This is a genomic window from Paenibacillus sp. J31P190 (assembly GCF_059692075.1).
Window position 1 is genome coordinate 1 of the sequence record NZ_JCAUAS010000053.1, and the last position, 18,206, is coordinate 18,206.

Here is an 18,206-nt window from a genome sequence, read left to right on the forward strand (position 1 = left end):
GGATAGCTACGTCTGATGAGAGCTCTCCTGAACAATATCTGCAAACCAAGGTGTCAAAATCCTGCGAATGAGTGAGTATATGTGAGATAAACCCTTAAAACCGAGGGACGGAGAACGATAGCTTAATAAAACACCAGTGAAGGCAGCCGAATCAAGCGGCTGCCTTTTCCCCGCTAACAGGCAGCATTGTTCAGCAACATGAAGAATTATTTATGGGTATAAGGGGGGAATATGTTTTCTGATAAATAGTATTGACGTATCGCCCTTGCCTTGTCATAATAACATTATCAAATCTAGTGTGATCACATATCACATATCGCGGAGGGGAAAGAATGAGTGACATAATTAAAGTGCTATCAGTGAATAACGAAGTGTATGACCGCTTGAGAGAGCGCATTACCCTTGGGGTGATCCCGCCCGGGAAGAAGATTTCGATCCGCACGCTAGCGGAGTTGTTTGGCGTAAGCACAATGCCGGTGCGAGAAGCGCTGCGCATGCTGCAGGCGGAAGGTTTCATTACATTCGAAAGGCGCAGTGTAACCGTCAATGAGCTGTCGGTGGAGGAAGTGAAGCAAATGTTCACCATTCGCCAGCACCTGGAAATGCTCGCCGCGGAGTGGTCCCTCGAACAGGTAACAAACGATGACATAGGGGTTTTGGAAGACATCTTGGAAACGATGGCGAATCCGAACATGGACGTGGCAGAATGGAGGAAGTTGAATAAGCTCTTTCACCTTCGATTTTACGAATGTTCAAAATCCTCCCATATGCTCGAGCTGATCAAGAATGTGTGGGATAAGGTGGAACCTTACATGACGATCTATTCGTCGTCGGTGGACGATTTTCAAGAAGCGCAAATTCAGCACCGCGAGATTTTGGATTTGATTCGGCAGAATAACCTCCCCCTACTTCTCGAGAAGATCGCCGACCACCTGATATATACTTGCGACGTGGTTTCAAAAGCTCTATCCAATAAATAGTAAACTCAGTATAGAGGTGAATGCCATGGCGTGAGGTGTAGCGCGATTAAGGCTTGAAGAAGAACATGCGTAGAAAATTAACGGAGGTGTATTCAAATGAGTCAAGCTACAGTTGATAATGAGCTTTTTGAGAGCGAGTACGAGCATTCAGCCGTTCCAGAGGAGAAACGAAAGTCCTTGTTATCCGTTACCTCCGTGTGGGTCGGATTTCCAATGATTATTACCGGTGCTGTCACCGGCGCCACGCTCGTTCATGGGTTAGGCTTCATGCGCGGGATACTTGCAATGGTTCTTGGTAATGGGCTGTTATTTGCGTATGTCGGGCTTCTGAGCATCCTTGGGGCAAAGGACGGGTATAATTTCTCCCTTCAAGCTTCGAAGACATTTGGACGAAAAGGGTACATGGTCTCTTCCGCGCTCTTGTCTACGCTCGTCATAGGGTGGTTTGCGGTGCAGACGGGATTAACCGGCGTCAGCATTGGCAGCGCATTTGGCGTGAATCAAGTGCTCATCGTAGTGGTAGCAGGCGTTTTGTACTTGCTGTTGACACTGATAGGTATAAAGGCATTGTCCATTATTGGAATCATATCAGTACCTCTGTTTCTCATACTAGGATTGTACTCTGCAGTAGAGGCTGTCGGGAACGGCAATGCAGTTATGAGCTATGCCGGTAATCCTAATTCCCCGTTGGCGTTCTGGGTTGGCGTCACGCTCGTTTTCGCCTTGTTCGCCGACTCGGGTACGATGACGTCCGATTTTACCCGCTGGGCGAAAAATCGCAAGCACGCTTTAATCGCGACCTTTGCCGCATTCCCCGTTTCGAATTTGATCGCAATGATCGTCGGAGGCGTGATTGCCGCAGCGACGCTAAGCGGCTCGGGCGATGTATTCGGTGTTATCGTTGAGAAAGGCGGCGTTCTAACTTGGATTGCGGTGCTGTTTCTCTTCGTGAATCTCGGTTCGGTCTGCTCACACTGCTTGTATAACGGAGCCGTCGGTTGGTCGCACATTACCGGGACCAAGATGCGTACGATGACGATCGCACTCGGCATTATCGGGATTCTGGTTGCGGCGCTTGGCATTTGGGGTTTCTTCATTAACTGGCTGAATCTCCTAGGCGTGATCGTGCCGCCGATCGGTACGATTATCATTATGGACCAGTTGGTAACGCGCAAGTCGTCGACTGCCATCGACGCCAATATTCGGTACCAGCCTTTCCTTGCTTGGGGCATCGGTTCAGCTGCCGCTCTCTTCGCCAACTTTCAGTTTCCTAGCGTATCCACTGCGATTTGCGGGATGATTGTTTCCGCCATTACTTATTGGCTGATTTCCAAGAAATCGTCCGTCGTTGCTCCCAAAACGGTAGCTGCGAAACAGTAACGGAATCGGCAGCGAGAGGAGCGTCTGCCAACGCGTCTCTCCGACGAAGCAAAGGAGATTCATTGCTGCCATTGTAGCATATATGCACAGACAGAAAAAGGAGTTGATCATATGAGTACTTTTACGTATATGGAAGCTACCGTGGAGTCGTTTCACGAAGCCTTGAAGGCAAAGACCGTCACCGGGGCAGATATGGTAGGATGGTATCTAGATAGAATTGAGTCTTACAATAATCAAGGCCCTAGCATCCAAGCGATTGTGACTGTCAATCCCTCCGCGATGGAGGAGGCGAAGGCGCTGGATACTTATTTCGCCGAAACGGGCGAGTTCAAGGGCCCGTTGCATGGGGTGCCTGTGCTTGTGAAAGACCAAGCCGAGACAGCTGGCATCCGCACAACGTTCGGTTCCATAGCGTTCGCAGATTACGTGCCGGAACAAGACGCTTCGCTCATCAAGCGACTTCGCCAAGCCGGGGCGGTGATCCTTGCGAAGACGAGTATGTGTGACTTCGCGGCGGGTTGGTTCTCCTTCTCGTCCGTGACGGATCACACGAAAAACCCGTACGATCTGGACCGTGAATCCGGCGGTTCGAGCGCGGGCACGAGCGCCGGCATCGCCGCTAATTTTGGCTTGATCGGCGTCGGTGAAGATACGGGAGGCTCAATTCGGTTACCGTCTTCCTTCAATAACTTGTTCGGCCTTCGCGTCACGACCGGTTTGATCAGCCGGAACGGGTTTTCTCCGCTTGTGCATTACCAAGACACGGCCGGTCCGATTACGCGTACGGTTCAAGACGCAGCGAAGCTAATGGACGTCCTCGTCGGCTTTGACCGGAACGACGTTTTTACGGCTGCGACGGCTCATACCACGCATGCTGGGCGGTACGAGGCCACGCTCGAAGGCGCCAGCATGAAGGAGTACCGCATTGGCGTCCTCTCGAATGCATTTGGTCCAGACAGCGATCCGGACTGCGTTCCTGTGAACAACCGGATTCGATCGACTGTTGACTGGTTGAAGGAGCAAGGCGTCGAGGTCGTGGAAGGGCTCGAGATCCCTGATGTTGGTCAATGGATTACCGAAACGTCGCTGTACATTTTGCAGTCGAAGAAGGACATCAACGCCTTCTTGCAGAAGCGGCCGAACGCTCCGCTCAAGAGCTTCAAGGAAATCTACGACGCCAATGCGTTCCACCCGATGAACGACTTGTTCCACGACATCGAAGCCGGACCGGAGGACCCGGAGAGTAACGAAAAATATTACCGCATGCGGGTGCGCCAAGAGGAATTCCGGCGCGCGATCGTTCACCTGATGCTGGACAATGAAGTGGACTTCCTGCTCTATCCGACCGTTCAAGTGCTGCCACCGAAGCGCGAGGAGTTGTACGCTCAGAAGTGGACGTGTCTGACGTTCCCGACCAATACGGTCATTGCTTCGCAATCTGGCCTTCCGGCCATGTCGGTTCCCTCAGGCTTCGCCGGTCATCTCCCCGTAGGCTTTGAATTAGTCGGTAAGCCGTTCGCAGAAGCGGATCTCTTGCGGTTTGCTTACGATTACGAGCAGCATGCATCTCCAAGGAGAGAACCAGGGTTATGAGGACTGCAATGGACCTAAATTGTGATATGGGGGAAAGCTTCGGCGTATACCGGTACGGGGCCGACCAAGAGATGATGCCGCTGATCACTTCTGCCAACATCGCCTGCGGCTTCCATGGTGGGGAGCCTGGCGTCATGCGCGAGACGGTGGCCCTGGCCAAAAAGTACGGTGTTCGAGTAGGCGCCCATATCGGGCTGCCCGATCGAGGAGGCTTCGGCCGTAGGTATATACAAATGTCGCCGAATGAAGTATACGATCTTTCGTTGTATCAGCTTGGTGCGCTCGACGCATTCCTTCGCGCGGAAGGAATGACCATGGCGCATGTGAAGCTTCACGGAGCCCTTTATATGATGACATCCGACGATCCGGCGCTCTCCGACGCCTTCACTGAAGCCGTCTACGCCTTTGACCCTTCGCTCAGCGTCTTTACCCTGCCAGGGTGCTATACTTCGACGAGCGCGGCACGCCTCGGCATTCGGGTCGTTCATGAATACTTCGCCGATCGACCGTACTCGGCCGGCAAGGTGAAGATGTTCGGGTGGACACTCCAAGAGATCGGTTCGACTGTGGACATCGCCTCTCGCGTGGCCGCGCTGCTAGAGGACCCGGACTACGCAGATATCGGGACGATCTGCGTACACAGTGACACCGCCGGCGCGCCATCTATCATGAAAGCGATCCGCGACCGGCTGTGGCCTCTTTTGGACGCTAAGTAAACAAACTCCCAAGTTCTCTTCGTTGGAGACTTGGGAGTTTTTATTGTATTAAATAGATGAATTTTTACTGAAGCATAGAAAATGCGAGTAAAAAACCGCATCAGTTTCCGTGGGCGCTGAACGAAAGGGGATAATAGTTTAAATCGAAGTTGTTAAGGTAAAATATGGTATATGATATAAATATTCTTTTCGGAAAGGGTACCATCAGAGAGTTTAAAAACGCAGTTTATGCTTAATAACTATGGTTTTGCTAAAGTGCAGCGACTTCCTGGAAATATTGGGTATCTTGAGTTGCATACGTTCGTTCCGCCGGAATTTGCTGGTGAAACAGCTGTCAGCGCGATGAATTTTATAGCAAATACAACCAGCTTGATTATCGACCTTCGGAAAAAGTATGGTGGGTCATCCTTTATGGTCGCTCTCCTTGCAAGTTATTTATTGGAGAGCACCCATGCAATTGCAATTAGTGAATACTACTGGAGATATTACGGAATAACACAATCTTTCTGGAATCTGCCGTATGTTTCTGGAAAGCGATTTGGTGGAAAGAAACCGGTATGTATCTTAACTAGCAAAAAGACGTTTTCAGGGGCTGAAGAGTTTGCTTATAGCCTTCAAGCACTTAAAAGAGTTTTGGTTGTAGGTGAAAATACAGGTGGTGGTGGTAACCCAGGTTGGATACATCGAATAAATAACCATTTCGAAGTGTTTATCCGAACGCACATGCCATTAATCCAATAACAAAGGACACTTGGGAAGGAAAAGGTGTTATTCCGGATATCGAAGTTACACAGGAAGAAGCATCCGACGTTGCCTATGAGACGCTTCTTAAACAAGGATTAGGGCAAATGATGGATAGTCCCGTTCCAGGGCAAGAAAAACTTATTAAGGAAATGAAGACAAGATTAGAACGCCGACAGAAGTCCCTTTGAAGGTTTTTTTAGTATCCGAGTCAAAGGGATAACGGGAAACAATATCAACATGACAAACAGGCTGCCGGCAGCGGTAGGTGAGGCATTACGCTGTTAGGGCTAAGAAATAGCCTTTGTCAAAAAGGAGCGCCTCGGTATGATGGGTTTGTCGACGGCTTTGTAACCCAATACCATCAAGGAGCCGCTCTCACTATGAAGTTTAAACAAACAGACGGACAAAATCAACGTATTGAACGAATTACCACTTCTCGCCTTGTTGTGGGTATAGACATAGCAAAGGAAACTCATGTAGCACAAGCGACAAATTTTCGCGGTATCGTACTTTCTAAGCGGCATCTCACATTTTCAAATACAATGAGAAGGCTTTGAAAATTAATGCGATGGTTAGATGAATACAACAGAAACACCGTTTAAGGGCTTTACTTAAACCGTTGGAACTGTTCCACTGTCAATCGTATATTCACTACCTGTAGCAGTGCTATCGGATAGCAGAAAAGCAACGAGCTAAGCGACTTCATCTAGTAGTCCTGGACGACCGATTGGAATTCCTCCCAGGGAGCCCATCAGTTGGTTTAATGCACTTTTGCGGTAACCTGTCATCTTGGCATCCGGTTAATCAGCCTTTGTGCTGCCTCCGCTTCAATAAAGCCTGGCGCTACCGTTTTAATTCGGAAAATTATCCTAATTCTTCAATAAATAAGTGTTAAGATGCCATTAGATGAACAATATATTGGGATGCGGAAAATTAAAAGCAATTTTATAGCAATTAGTAACTCGTGGCTAGGATCTTAGTTTAAGAATATTTGTTACCTTTAAGAAATTAGCGTATGCGTCTGTGCTAGATTCAATTGATTCAGGCTCATATGTTGATATATGAAATGAATCTTTGATTAATTTGCGCGCTTCTCGCAGACTGCCAATTTGATTCAGCCCCATATATTGCACAGCAATATTCCCGATGGCGCTAGCTTCTTTAGGACCTGCCCAAACGGGGCGAGCAATAGCATTGGCAGTAAATTGGCAAAGTAGTGCATTTTGAGTTCCCCCACCTACAATATGGAGGCCTGTGTACATGATACCGGTAAGTTCCTCCATCATATCTAAGGTCATCTTGTATTTAAAAGCTAGACTTTCCAATATACAACGAACAATCTCGCCTACGCTATACGGAACCGCTTGATTGGTCTTACGGCAGTATTCTTGAATCTGGAAGGGCATATTGCTTGGAAGAAGAAACATAGGGTCATCGGGATCGATGAAGGATTGAAATGGCTGCACATGGACCGCTGCGTCCACCATATCCGAAAAAGATATGTCCATGTTATTGTGTCCCCAAACCCGTCTGCACTCCTGTAATATCCAAAGCCCCATTATATTTTTGAGCAGACGAATAGTCCCGTTAATTCCGCCTTCATTGGTGAAATTATAATCCAGTACAGCTTTGTTTATCAAAGGTTCACTTATTTCCGTTCCCATCAGTGACCAGGTTCCACAGCTAATATAAGCAAACTCCTGTTGATCTGTTGGAACAGCCACAACAGCGGATGCTGTATCGTGTTCGCCTACAGCCATGACGGGAATAGAAGGAATGGCAAATTCGTTACAAACTGAAGGTAGTAAATGGCCTGCGAATGACGCCGGTTTAATAATAGGTGCAAACAGATGCGACGGGATTCCTAATTTCTCAAGCAGCGTGTAGTCCCATGATTGTAAACGTGCATTAAAAAGCTGGGTGGTTGTGGCATTCGTGTATTCCGTATGCTTCTCTCCTGTTAGAAAATATCGCAACAGATCGGGAATCATTAATAATTGATCCGCCTGTTCAAGTATAGGTGACTGATTTCTTTTCATTGCATAAAGGTGATAAAGGGTATTCACAGGCATAAACTGAATTCCTGTCAGGTTAAAGATTTCTTCACGACTGAGGAGACCAAACACTTCGTCCATCATGCCATGTGTTTGTTCATCGCGGTAATGAAAAGGATTTCCTAATAATTCACCATTACGAGCGATCAAACCAAAGTCAAGTGCCCAAGAATCAATAGCCATGCTCAGCAGCTCTTGTTTTAACTGATTGGATTTTAGAAGGCCTAGCTTTATATCTTGGAATAAACTTAAAATATTCCAATGCAGATGTTGTCCGATTTGAACGGGGGTGTTGGCAAACCTGTGAATTTCTTCAATGGACAATTGATTATCGAGTAACCGACCGACTATAGCTCTTCCGCTGCTTGCTCCTAAATCGAAAGCCAATACACTCATCGTATCACTACTTTCCCGTTATAAATCATGTATTCAAATGTGCTGTCTGATTGATATAAACCCATACAAGTTCATTCGGGCTCGCTTCCAACAAAGAGATAGCTGCATTATGCTGCACAAAACTCCGATATTTGCTGAAGGCAAGGCCTAATGAAGCGGCTAAGAAAAGCCGATTGGAGGTATTATGGCCAACGACCAATATCTTATCATGGGGACGGTTCACGTATTGTTCTTGAACAAAAGATAAATATCTGGAGGCTACCTCATAGCCTGTCTCTCCCGTATTACCAGCCCGAACTGAATGAGGGTCGGATAACCAAGCGTTCCATCCACCTGGAAATTCGGATTCAAGCTCATGTCTCGTTTTCCCTTCCCATTGGCCGAAATCAATTTCGCGTATACGCTCATCGATGATGGGTTCCAGGTTCAATGAGTGCCCTATAATTTCGGCAGTTTGCTGCGATCTTCGTAAGGGTGAACAATAGATGGCAGTTATACCTTCCTTAGCGAATGCGGCAGCAGCGAGCTTTGCTTGTTCTAGTCCTGTTTCGTTTAAGAATATATCTGTCATACCGCAGTATTTATTTCCTTGTTGGTTCCATTCTGTTTCCCCATGCCTTAATACATAAAAGCGAGTCATTATAGATTCACGACCTTTCGGAGTCCCTCAGCTTTCGAGCTTAGGGATATACCCTTTTTCCTGCAAGAGTGATTTGAAGCGATAATAGTTTTCGTTATAGGTTTCCTGCCAATTTCCAGGTTCGATATATTTATCGACCTGCGCCATATTCGAAACGGCTTCACCCAAGGTTTGATATTGCGTTTGGGATGCAGCGATCATTGCTGCACCGACGGCGCCCTCGACATGTTTCATTTTATAAATTGGTTTCTGTAAAATATTGCTGCGAATGTTTAACCATACATCGCTTAAGCTTCCGCCGCCAGCTGTATAAATACCATGCACCTTTTCGGAAGAGAGAGATTCAACACATTCATAGGATAAGCGCTCAATGTAAGCAACTCCCTCCAATCGAGCGGCGAAGCGTTGTTCGATTGTTAATCCTTCAGTATCAAAACCTCGAGCAACAGCACTTAGAAAAGGGAAACGTTCACCGGCTTGTGTCAACGGATAACTTAGCCAGGGGGTAGGAAGAAAGGATTCAGCTTGTTGATTTAACAGCTGCAGATCATAATCATTGTAATCACGCGTTATCCAATCCGCCCCCGTATTACTTGCTCCGCCAGGCATCCAATAACCTTGAGGATGTTTATGATTATAAATACGTCCAAGCGGATCATGAACGGGTTGGTAGGTTATACCCTTTATGACCAGAGTCGTACCGATCGTGGTGTTCCAATCCCCGGGCTTGGTGCAGCCTGAAGCGACTTGAGAGGCGCAGCCATCGGTCATCCCCAAGACAACTTTAATAGAGTTAGGAAGTCCAGTAAGAGTGCTGGTTTCTTTTGAAATCTGACCAATTACAGTTCCGGGAGGAACGACTCTAGGAAGCTGATAGGAAGGGATTTCTAAAGATGTGCTTATATATTCAGGCCACTCTTCACGCTCCAAGTTATACCCGCTCTTAAGAGCATTCGTATAGTCAGTGATCCCCCAAACTCCGCATAATTTTCCTATAATAAAGTCGGCCGCATGGCACCAAAGATGAAGATGCTCAGCCTGCTCTGGATAGTGATTTTTAAACCAGAGCATTTTGGGTAGACCATATGAAGGATTAATAGGAATTGCGGATATGGTTGAGCATATAGCGGATTCATTGATTGAACGCTTGTCACTGTACATCAACGCGGCATGCAGCGGTTCATAATTTCGGTTTACTGGAATGACGGTACCTGAAGTAGAAGTAACAGAAATAGCTTTAATAGACGATAAAGGAGCAACCTTCACAAAATGCTTTGTAAATTCCTTCAGAGCATCGATGAGGATAGACCACCACATCTCTGGATTCTGTTCGTCCCTGTTATCCGTCAATTGAAAGTTTTTTTTTTCTGAGCAGAGCACATGGCCTGCTTGATCCAATGCCATTACACGAAGACCTTGAGTTCCAATATCTATACCGATGAAGGAGGAGAGGGTCATCTTTTATTTCACCCCGTTTAAACTGTTGTCAAGCAGCTTTTGCCGGTACTTCTCAGCTTCCAGGTTAAGAATAGCATCTGCTTCCTCTCGAGTTAACGTTCGTGGCGTACCGATGGATTTGGCCATCCAGTAGACTTTAGCTGAATCCTCCATAAGCTCAGTGCGATAGTAAGCTTGCTTGAGATTGGCGCCAACCGTAATCAGTCCGTGGTTTTTTAGGAGTAAGCCAGGATAATCCGGGACTATAGCTTGTACAACGGCTTGCGCCAGTTCTTCTGAACATGGAATGACATATTCGATGCTTGGAACAGATCCGACCAGAGCAACATGATCCGGAAACATAAATGGAATTTCGTCATGTCCAGAACTAATGACTGCAATAGTGGCAGGAGGGTGTGTGTGGACAACGGCATAAACTTCCGAACGTTCACGGTAAATGTATAAATGCATCGCAATCTCAGAAGAAGCTTTAAGGGTAGGGTGCTGAGGTTCACCGGTTGGAATATGAACGGGAACCCATTGGTCGTCTGTAATTTCATCTAAAGCAAAGCCACTTGGGGAAATCCACATGATTTCGCCGTCTCTTACACTAATATTACCACCTGGACCTACAGCGAGGTTTTTGTCGACAATTTTGCTGCCGTACAGGTTTAATTCCTTTTTTAATTGAGCAGATACAGAAGAAGTCATAGAGGTACACTTCCTTATCGTTTTTATTTAATCGATAAATGTATTATCGAAATAATACTAAACGATAAAAAATGATATTGTCAATGAAAGATTATTTTATTGTTTTACTTAAGCAATAACGACATGTATGCCGCGGGAAAGAAGGGCTTGATGATATTCTTCCGAGATGCCATTGTCGGTTATTAACACATCGACGTCATTTAAATGGAGAACATCTGCGAAGAATACTTTGTCCATCTTGTTGGAATCTGCAAGGACAATGACTTGATCTGAGGCTTCAATCATCGCTTTTTTAACTTCCGCAGAGAAGACGTGGTTCTCCGTAATCCCCTTCGTTAGGTCCAAACCACTAATGCTGAGAAACACCTTATGGGCGTGAATTTCCTTAATTCCTTGGATAGCTTTGGGACCGACGACTTCCTGTAGCGAAGGCTGCAGCATGCCGCCGATCAAATGTACAGATACGTTGGTCTGCTTGCCGGCCTCCAATGCAATATGAAGCGCTGTCGTCACGGCGTTAAAATCAAATCCCGACGGAAGCTGGGAGGCCAGCGCCATAATCGTTGATCCTGCATCAAGGAAAACCGTTTCGCCAGGAGCAATCCACTGAACTGCAGCTTTGCCAATGCGCGCTTTCTCAGTCTGATTAATAACCGCTCTCTGACTATACGAAACTTCATTCGTTTTTATTTGCAACGTAGCGCCGCCGTGTGTTCTTTGCAGCTTGCCTTCCGATTCCAGAAAACGCAGGTCATTTCTTATTGTGGGTTCGGAGACTTTCAGGGCGTTTCTTAAAAAATGGATATCAATGGATTTTTTTTCCTCGAGGATTTGAAGCAGTTTCTGGTGTCTTTCTAATGACATAGTAACAAACACCCCATTAAATTTATTGTTTTATTGTTTCATCACTACAATGATGATAGTTATGCTTTAATTATTATCGATTTATTGTAATAATGTCAATTTAATAACGATAATGGATAAAATCACTAAAAGTTAATCTGAATCTCTGAATATTACTTAAGTTTGCCCGTTGTAAAAAACAAAAAGAGATGTGAAATGAGTGATTGACAAGATATTGATGGTTGTATATTATTGAATTATTAACACTTTGTTATCATTCGATAATTATTTGCGGTATTCTGAGAAGGAAGGAGCTAATAAGTATGAGATTTGGATGTCATGGATACACGTGGCAAATGAGCTATGAGAAACAAATGGATAATCTTCCGCATATTCTTGATGTCATTGAACAGGGTGGATTCAAAGGGTTGGATACACAAGTCGTGATGTTGGGAAGGTTCCATGAGCATCCCCTGCTTCTTAAAGAAGAGCTTGCAAAAAGAAACCTCGAATTGACTGCCCTGACACTCTCTCTACAATGGCTTCACTCTGAGGAAACGGAGGATGAGCGCAGGCAAGCGGATTACTTCCTTGAATACCTTCAACATTTCCCCAATGCCTTGTTAAATGTGGTTCCGCTTCCAGGAAAGGATAGGGAACAATTAGAGCTTCGCCAGCAAAATATTCTTCGTTGTGTCAACACGCTTGCTAGAAGAGCGCAAGAGAATGGAATTACTTGTGCATTCCACCCGAACTCTCCCCCTGGATCTGTGTTCCGGACTGAAGAGGATTACAAAGTACTATTTGAGGGGTTGGACACCAATGTAATTGGTTACACACCGGATGCGGGGCATATTGCCGCAGGCGGGATGGATGTGCTGAATGTTTTCAATAATTATCGCTCTTTCATTAAACATGTACATTTTAAAGATGCATCCTTGGCTCATGAATGGAAGGCAATGGGGAAAGGCGTTATAGATTTTCCTGCTATAGTCCGTATGTTGAAAAATTCGGGTTACGAGGGCTGGATTATGGTAGAAGAAGAATCCGCCGAAGCTGTAGCTGATCCCGACGGTTGTATGATGAAAAACAGCATCTATGTGAAGGAAAGGTTAATACCGCTTAGCCTTTGAAAGCATTCTACTGTAAAAGGGGTCTACCTAGGGATGAGTAAATATAAAGTAGTTTTAACTGGTAAAACATGGCCTGAACCTTACGACAAAATACGCGAACACTGCGATGTGAAACGGTGGGAAGGTTCCGGCTCCATTCCCCTGGAGCAGTTGAAGGAATGGTTAGCTGACGCCGAAGGGCTGTTCAACGTAGATAACACGATTAAGATAAATGAAGAATTGTTATCCTTTGCTCCGAAACTCCGTGTGATTGCTCAATCAGGGGTGGGGTATGATAACGTTAATGTTCATGCCTGCACGCAAAAGGGAATTCCGTTCAGCAACACGCCAGGTGTTTTGGTACAAGCGACGGCGGACCTTACTTTTGGATTGGTGTTATCGGCAGCGCGCCGTATTCACGAAGGCTGGAACTTGGTTAAAACGGGTCAATGGAGAGAAGTGTTAGGAACAGACCTATACGGGAAAACAATGGGTATCATCGGAATGGGGGACATTGGAAGTGAGGTTGCGAAGAGAGCGCAGACCAGTGGAATGCGTATTATTTATCACAATCGCACACGCAGGCAAGATGAACTGGAGCTTGGAGCTGAGTATGTTGCTTTTGAATCTTTGTTAGAGCAAGCGGATTTCATTGTTAGTCTGGTTCCTTTATCCGATCATAGCAAAGGCATGTTCGGCAAGGAACAGTTTAATCGGATGAAACCTACCGCTTATTTTATAAATGCTTCTAGAGGGTCAGTTGTTCAGACCGAAGCGCTTTACAACGCATTAAATGAGAAAAAAATTGCGTACGCCGCATTGGACGTAACCGATCCGGAACCGCTGCCTGGAGATCATCCTTTGCTAACATTGTCAAATATTTTAATTACACCGCACATTGGAAGCGCTACGTATGAGACTCGAAATCGGATGGCCATGCTGACTGCAGATAATCTGTTGGCTGGACTCGCAAGAGAATCTCTTCCAACCTGCGTAAATACATCCGTTAATTATTAACAAAACCAATAAAAGGAGAGATTTGAATGGAAGATTTGTTAAAGGTAAATGTAAATATCCCGCAGGAGATCAAAGACGGTGTCGTACAATCCTTACCTGTGGTTAATGATATTAAAGATATTGAGCTTCGCCAAAAGGTTATTGATGCCTGGGCTCTGTCGCTCGCATTGAATGGGTATAATCGGATTGAAGAAATGCCGGGTTCGGGGATGCCGGATGCGCCTGTGAAGGGAAATCAACTGCATCATATTCTAGGTGTGGCTTACATGGCTGTTGCTATGAAAGAATGTTTGGAAAAAGTATTCAATGAGCCTTTGGGCGTAGACGATGATATGTTGTTGGCTGCTGCTCTATGTCACGACGTGGGTAAGCCCTATGAATTCAATCCTGAGAACATCAAACGGTGGAGAGAAGATCCAAGAGAAAGTGGAAGTCCTGCATTGAGACATCCAGCATATGGCGCCTATATTGCTTTGACAGTGGGATTGCCAGAGGCTGTTGTTCACGCTTGTGGTTGTCATTCTCCAGAAGGACGTTTTGTAAAACGAAGCTTGGGAACAACCATTGTACACTATGCCGATGATTCATACTGGTTTATTTTGGAAAGTGCAATGAACTGGTATGGACAAATCCCAAAACTATAGAACATGACATCGTTGTTTTGCTAAAATCCGATCTATATGTTGCTTTGTAGTGAGCCCTGATTGTATATAAGGTTCTTTCGGGGCTCCAAGAAGGATATTTTTTTTACCTGATGATGTCAGGTCTGAGTAAGGAAAACTTGACATGAACCCAGTTTATACATTCAAATGTTATGTTTACGAACTTTTAGTTGTTGCTTCTTGTTGATTGTGTTATAAATGTTAACGCTATTGTTTGTAATTAACGATTTTTTGGGAGGTTACAAAAATGCTGAAAAAAGGAACTATTTTATTAATATCTTCGATGATTGCTTTAACGGCGTGTAGCCAAGGTACCAACCAAAGTCAGGAAAAAGAAAAGGGTCAAAAGCAGGAAAAGGTAGAATTACGAATGGCTTGGTGGGGTGGACAAGCCCGTCATGATATGTTCAATAAATTGTTGGATGCCTTCGAGCAGAAAAATCCAACGATTACAGTGGCTCGTGAATTCGGAACTGAGGCCCAGTTTGTTGAGAAAGTCACGGCTCAAGCAGCTGGTAGTAGTGCTCCGGATGTATTTCAAGCCAGCAGCTTTTACTTAGATGATTTTATAGGAAGAAAAATGTATATGGATTTGGATCCCCTTATTGCATCGGGAGACATTAATTTAAAGGATTATGAAAAAGTTGATGTGGATGCTGGAAAGAAAGATAACAAGCAATATCTTGTGGCTTGGGGCCATATTATGACGGGTATCATCTATAATGCTGATATATATAAGAAAGCGGGGATTGAGCTTCCGAAGAACAACTGGACTTGGGATGATTATGAGAAATCGTTAACAGACCTTCAAAAGACGCTTGGTGACAGCGCGTGGGCAACAGAAGATGAGGGCGGCTCCTACAGAGTACTAGAAAATTTCGCTATTCAAAAAGGGAAAACGGTATTTACAGATAAAGGCTTGGGCATCACTAAACAAGATTTGATAGATTGGTATACGATTTGGGACAAACTCCGCAAAGCCAAGGTCATACCGCCGGCAGGCATTCAGAAAGAACAGGGTGGAAAAAGTCAAGAGCAGTCGATGCTAGCTAAAGGGAAAGTCGCGATGATCAGTACGAGCTCCAATCAGCTTAGAACGTATCAGGCAAGCACGAAAGATGAATTGAACATTGTAAGTTACCCTTGGACAACAAATGCGAAGAAAGAAGTGCCGATGATCATATCGGGTGTAGGCATTTCCGCTAATTCCAAGCATCCAAAGGAAGCAGCAAAGCTCATTAACTGGTTAGTGAACGATCCTGAAGCGGCCAAAATATTCAAAGGCGAACACGGGCAACCGCCAGCTAAATCAATGAGAGAAGTGATTAAGCCGTTAATTGGGGATGCCGAGAAAAAGGAATACAAATATTCGGATGATATGCAATCCGTCATAAAACCGTATCCAGCTCAACCTGCAGGAAGCGCATCGGTACAAAAACTCATCCTAGCTGAAAATGAAGCCATAGCTTTCGGTAAAACTAGTATTGAACAAGCAGTAAACGATTTTTTTGCACAAGCTAACCAAATATTGACGAGGTAAACAATGTTTTTATCCATTCGGGAACTTGGACAAACGGTCTAGTTCCCGATTTATACAAGAGGAGTTGGGTTAGTCACATGCAGAAGACTGTTATGAAAAAATACCCTTCGCTAGCTGCGTACGGATTCCTTGCTCCATGGTTTATCGGGATATTCGTTTTTAGTGCGATTCCGATGGCTAGCTCTTTATATTTATCGTTTACGAACTATAATTTTACCAGCACACCCTCTTGGGTTGGCTTAAAGAACTACACCAATTTGTTTTCGAATGATCCCCAATTTATTCAAGCGCTGAAGATAACATTCACTTATGTATTTGTTGCTGTACCGCTGGAACTAATGTTTGCTCTGATGATAGCTATTATGTTAAATCATGGACTAAAAGGTTTGGGTCTGTATAGAGCCATCTATTATGTTCCTTCGCTTATCGGGGGCAGTGTCGCGATTGCCGTTTTATGGCAGCAGGTTTTTGGAGCCGAGGGGATTGTTAATCAATTTTTTGCTATCTTCAATGTCCATTTTCCGAGTTGGGTAGGTACGCCCACCTATGCATTGTTTGCACTTATATTCTTAAAGGTATGGCAGTTCGGTTCACCCATGGTTATTTTTCTTGCGGGCCTTAAAAATATTCCGAAAGAACTTTATGAAGCTTCCTCGATAGATGGGGCAGGAAAAGGAAGACAATTTCTCTCTGTAACTTTGCCTATGCTGTCACCGATTATTTTGTTTAATGGGATTATGCAAATCATAAGCAGCTTCCAGGCTTTCACGCCTGCTTATATTATTAGCAACGGAACGGGCGGTCCGGTTAACTCGACCTTATTCTATACATTGTATCTATATCAGAATGCTTTCGGGAACTTTCAAATGGGATATGCATCCGCCATGGCATGGATTTTATTAATTATCATCGCATGTTCAACGGGTCTTTTATTCTTTACTTCAAAGAAATGGGTTCATTACAACGATTAGAGGTGTATCCATGGCGTTAACTGCAAATTACAGAAAAATGATATACCATCTAGTTATTATTTTTGGAGCTATCATTATGATGTATCCTGTCTTATGGATGATCAGCAGTTCCTTTAAGCCGTCAAATCTTATGTTTACGAATCTGAGTTTATGGCCGAAAGAGGTAACATTAGCCCACTATATCAAAGGATGGGCTGGTACGGCACGCACCACATTTACAACATTTTATCTGAATTCCTTTGTCATGGTTGGTTTATCTATTGTTGCTAACGTAATCTCTTGCTCTTTAACGGCGTATGCATTTGCGCGATTAGATTTTAAATTCAAAGGTATACTATTTGCATGTATGCTGCTTACTTTAATGATTCCTCAGCATGTCTTGATTATTCCTCAATATATTCTGTTCAATAATCTGCAATGGGTGAACAGTATTCTGCCAATTGTAGTTCCTAAATTTTTTGCTACCGATGCCTTCTTCATCTTTATGATGGTTCAATTTATCCGTTCCTTACCTCGTGAGCTAGATAAAGCGGCGTCGATTGACGGATGTGGTCCTTTTCAAACCTTTTGGCGTATTATTCTACCACTAACAGTACCGGCTCTCGTAACGACTACTATCTTTACATTTATTTGGACATGGAACGATTTCTTTAGTCAACTCTTATATCTAAGCACTGTCAAAAATTTCACGGTAACATTAGCTTTACGTATGTTCGTTGATGCCGAAGGCGAATCAGGTCTTGGTTCCTTGTTCGCAATGTCAACGTTATCAATCGTTCCCGTTTTTTTAATATTTATGTTCTTTCAAAAATACATTGTAGAAGGCATTGCAACATCGGGTCTGAAATAAATGAAGTGAAGGTAAGCTGTCTTAGGGCAGCTTTTTCAATTTAGAAAGGTAGAATGACAAGGATAGGCAAAGATGATGAGAACAAAAAAGGCGCAAGCATTTAGTGAATATGCGCAATATGACCGAGAACGATAGTTCAATACGGAACGATTAGCTGGAAAAGCCATTCTGAGCTAATGAGTTATTTTTGATTTTTACGTTGCTTCGAGTGCTCAACCTCAACACAAAAAACAAAGTCCGACGCAATCGTTTGTATATCTAATGAGGTTTAGACTGGAACGAGGACGTCGAGGTGAGAATAGAATTGTGGAGTTTGGTCAGTCCAACAAAAAGCATTGTTGAAAATAAATTAAGGACCATTACTAATGCCTTCTTAACCCCACTCAAAACAGTTTTAAGGAGTTGGGGCTACTAGGAGGTAATTTCTGGTGAATGTAGGGATTTATGCGGGTTCTGGTGCAAAGTTCTAATCCATGATAGCATTATTGAAATGAATTCATGGGATGGGGCAATTACGTTGGAAACAGAATTAGATTTGTTTAAGTGGAAGCAGTATGAAT

16 protein-coding genes and 1 pseudogene are annotated in these 18,206 nt (G+C 44.5%); 12 read left to right on the forward strand and 5 right to left on the reverse strand.

From position 1 onward, the window contains the following. Positions 1–332: 332 nt before the first annotated feature. From AC58U0_RS36615 to AC58U0_RS36640, 6 genes and pseudogenes are all read left to right on the forward strand, one after another. Positions 333–980: a GntR family transcriptional regulator gene (locus tag AC58U0_RS36615; protein WP_497317234.1), complete on the forward strand. Its 648-nt coding sequence runs from the start codon at positions 333–335 to the stop codon at positions 978–980. Between the two features lie 96 nt (positions 981–1,076). After that, complete coding sequence (locus tag AC58U0_RS36620; protein ID WP_497383578.1) at positions 1,077–2,360, forward strand: cytosine permease; 1,284 nt, start codon at positions 1,077–1,079, stop codon at positions 2,358–2,360. A gap of 111 nt (positions 2,361–2,471) precedes the next feature. Further along, positions 2,472–3,953: an amidase gene (locus AC58U0_RS36625; protein WP_497383579.1), complete on the forward strand. Its 1,482-nt coding sequence runs from the start codon at positions 2,472–2,474 to the stop codon at positions 3,951–3,953. Then, the gene (locus tag AC58U0_RS36630; RefSeq protein ID WP_497383580.1) at positions 3,950–4,669 is read left to right on the forward strand and encodes a 5-oxoprolinase subunit PxpA; all 720 of its coding nucleotides are present in this window, start codon (positions 3,950–3,952) and stop codon (positions 4,667–4,669) included. The genes AC58U0_RS36625 and AC58U0_RS36630 overlap by 4 nt, the downstream gene beginning before the upstream one ends. A 228-nt stretch (positions 4,670–4,897) precedes the next feature. Further along, the gene (locus AC58U0_RS36635) at positions 4,898–5,410 is read left to right on the forward strand and encodes a S41 family peptidase (RefSeq protein WP_497383581.1); all 513 of its coding nucleotides are present in this window, start codon (positions 4,898–4,900) and stop codon (positions 5,408–5,410) included. Between the two features lie 383 nt (positions 5,411–5,793). Next, positions 5,794–6,038 (forward strand): annotated as a pseudogene (locus AC58U0_RS36640) (IS110 family RNA-guided transposase); the annotation flags it as partial. Between the two features lie 343 nt (positions 6,039–6,381). On the opposite strand, the gene AC58U0_RS36645 reads toward AC58U0_RS36640, so the two are convergent. From AC58U0_RS36645 to AC58U0_RS36665, 5 genes are all read right to left on the reverse strand, one after another. Continuing rightward, positions 6,382–7,863: a rhamnulokinase gene (locus tag AC58U0_RS36645; protein WP_497383582.1), complete on the reverse strand. Its 1,482-nt coding sequence runs from the start codon at positions 7,861–7,863 to the stop codon at positions 6,382–6,384. A 25-nt stretch (positions 7,864–7,888) separates the two neighbouring features. Continuing rightward, complete coding sequence (locus AC58U0_RS36650) at positions 7,889–8,503, reverse strand: histidine phosphatase family protein (protein WP_497317224.1); 615 nt, start codon at positions 8,501–8,503, stop codon at positions 7,889–7,891. 27 nt (positions 8,504–8,530) lie between these two features. Next, positions 8,531–9,961, reverse strand: a complete 1,431-nt coding sequence (locus AC58U0_RS36655) for an FGGY-family carbohydrate kinase (RefSeq protein ID WP_497317222.1) — start codon at positions 9,959–9,961, stop codon at positions 8,531–8,533. A gap of 3 nt (positions 9,962–9,964) precedes the next feature. Continuing rightward, positions 9,965–10,651 (reverse strand): class II aldolase/adducin family protein, encoded by a 687-nt coding sequence (locus AC58U0_RS36660; RefSeq protein WP_497317220.1) that lies wholly within the window; start codon positions 10,649–10,651, stop codon positions 9,965–9,967. Between the two features lie 108 nt (positions 10,652–10,759). Next, positions 10,760–11,515 (reverse strand): DeoR/GlpR family DNA-binding transcription regulator, encoded by a 756-nt coding sequence (locus AC58U0_RS36665; protein WP_497317218.1) that lies wholly within the window; start codon positions 11,513–11,515, stop codon positions 10,760–10,762. 302 nt (positions 11,516–11,817) lie between these two features. On the opposite strand from AC58U0_RS36665, the gene AC58U0_RS36670 reads away from it, so the two are divergent. The 6 genes from AC58U0_RS36670 to AC58U0_RS36695 all read left to right on the forward strand — a co-directional run bounded on the left by AC58U0_RS36670 (position 11,818) and on the right by AC58U0_RS36695 (position 17,646). Further along, the gene (locus AC58U0_RS36670) at positions 11,818–12,627 is read left to right on the forward strand and encodes a sugar phosphate isomerase/epimerase family protein (RefSeq protein ID WP_497383583.1); all 810 of its coding nucleotides are present in this window, start codon (positions 11,818–11,820) and stop codon (positions 12,625–12,627) included. A 33-nt stretch (positions 12,628–12,660) separates the two neighbouring features. After that, complete coding sequence (locus AC58U0_RS36675; RefSeq protein ID WP_497383584.1) at positions 12,661–13,623, forward strand: 2-hydroxyacid dehydrogenase; 963 nt, start codon at positions 12,661–12,663, stop codon at positions 13,621–13,623. 26 nt (positions 13,624–13,649) lie between these two features. Then, positions 13,650–14,267 carry an HD domain-containing protein gene (locus AC58U0_RS36680; protein WP_497317213.1) on the forward strand — a complete coding sequence of 206 codons (618 nt, stop codon included), beginning with the start codon at positions 13,650–13,652 and terminating at the stop codon, positions 14,265–14,267. A gap of 265 nt (positions 14,268–14,532) precedes the next feature. After that, the gene (locus tag AC58U0_RS36685) at positions 14,533–15,825 is read left to right on the forward strand and encodes an ABC transporter substrate-binding protein (protein ID WP_497317211.1); all 1,293 of its coding nucleotides are present in this window, start codon (positions 14,533–14,535) and stop codon (positions 15,823–15,825) included. A 77-nt stretch (positions 15,826–15,902) separates the two neighbouring features. Beyond that, entirely contained in the window at positions 15,903–16,796 is an 894-nt protein-coding gene (locus AC58U0_RS36690; RefSeq protein ID WP_497383585.1) for a carbohydrate ABC transporter permease, read from the forward strand. A 10-nt stretch (positions 16,797–16,806) separates the two neighbouring features. Continuing rightward, positions 16,807–17,646 (forward strand): carbohydrate ABC transporter permease, encoded by an 840-nt coding sequence (locus AC58U0_RS36695; RefSeq protein WP_497317207.1) that lies wholly within the window; start codon positions 16,807–16,809, stop codon positions 17,644–17,646. Positions 17,647–18,206: the final 560 nt, after the last annotated feature.

What these genes read in the sequence shown, in the direction of transcription:
- AC58U0_RS36655 (WP_497317222.1), bottom strand. Translation starts at nt 9,961, where the DNA reads ATGACCCTCTCCTCCTTCATCGGTATAGATATTGGAACTCAAGGTCTT.
- AC58U0_RS36680 (WP_497317213.1), top strand. Translation starts at nt 13,650, where the DNA reads ATGGAAGATTTGTTAAAGGTAAATGTAAATATCCCGCAGGAGATCAAA.
- AC58U0_RS36665 (WP_497317218.1), bottom strand. Translation starts at nt 11,515, where the DNA reads ATGTCATTAGAAAGACACCAGAAACTGCTTCAAATCCTCGAGGAAAAA.
- AC58U0_RS36695 (WP_497317207.1), top strand. Translation starts at nt 16,807, where the DNA reads ATGGCGTTAACTGCAAATTACAGAAAAATGATATACCATCTAGTTATT.
- AC58U0_RS36675 (WP_497383584.1), top strand. Translation starts at nt 12,661, where the DNA reads ATGAGTAAATATAAAGTAGTTTTAACTGGTAAAACATGGCCTGAACCT.
- AC58U0_RS36635 (WP_497383581.1), top strand. Translation starts at nt 4,898, where the DNA reads ATGCTTAATAACTATGGTTTTGCTAAAGTGCAGCGACTTCCTGGAAAT.
- AC58U0_RS36625 (WP_497383579.1), top strand. Translation starts at nt 2,472, where the DNA reads ATGAGTACTTTTACGTATATGGAAGCTACCGTGGAGTCGTTTCACGAA.
- AC58U0_RS36620 (WP_497383578.1), top strand. Translation starts at nt 1,077, where the DNA reads ATGAGTCAAGCTACAGTTGATAATGAGCTTTTTGAGAGCGAGTACGAG.
- AC58U0_RS36630 (WP_497383580.1), top strand. Translation starts at nt 3,950, where the DNA reads ATGAGGACTGCAATGGACCTAAATTGTGATATGGGGGAAAGCTTCGGC.
- AC58U0_RS36670 (WP_497383583.1), top strand. Translation starts at nt 11,818, where the DNA reads ATGAGATTTGGATGTCATGGATACACGTGGCAAATGAGCTATGAGAAA.
- AC58U0_RS36690 (WP_497383585.1), top strand. Translation starts at nt 15,903, where the DNA reads ATGCAGAAGACTGTTATGAAAAAATACCCTTCGCTAGCTGCGTACGGA.
- AC58U0_RS36645 (WP_497383582.1), bottom strand. Translation starts at nt 7,863, where the DNA reads ATGAGTGTATTGGCTTTCGATTTAGGAGCAAGCAGCGGAAGAGCTATA.
- AC58U0_RS36685 (WP_497317211.1), top strand. Translation starts at nt 14,533, where the DNA reads ATGCTGAAAAAAGGAACTATTTTATTAATATCTTCGATGATTGCTTTA.
- AC58U0_RS36660 (WP_497317220.1), bottom strand. Translation starts at nt 10,651, where the DNA reads ATGACTTCTTCTGTATCTGCTCAATTAAAAAAGGAATTAAACCTGTAC.
- AC58U0_RS36650 (WP_497317224.1), bottom strand. Translation starts at nt 8,503, where the DNA reads ATGACTCGCTTTTATGTATTAAGGCATGGGGAAACAGAATGGAACCAA.
- AC58U0_RS36615 (WP_497317234.1), top strand. Translation starts at nt 333, where the DNA reads ATGAGTGACATAATTAAAGTGCTATCAGTGAATAACGAAGTGTATGAC.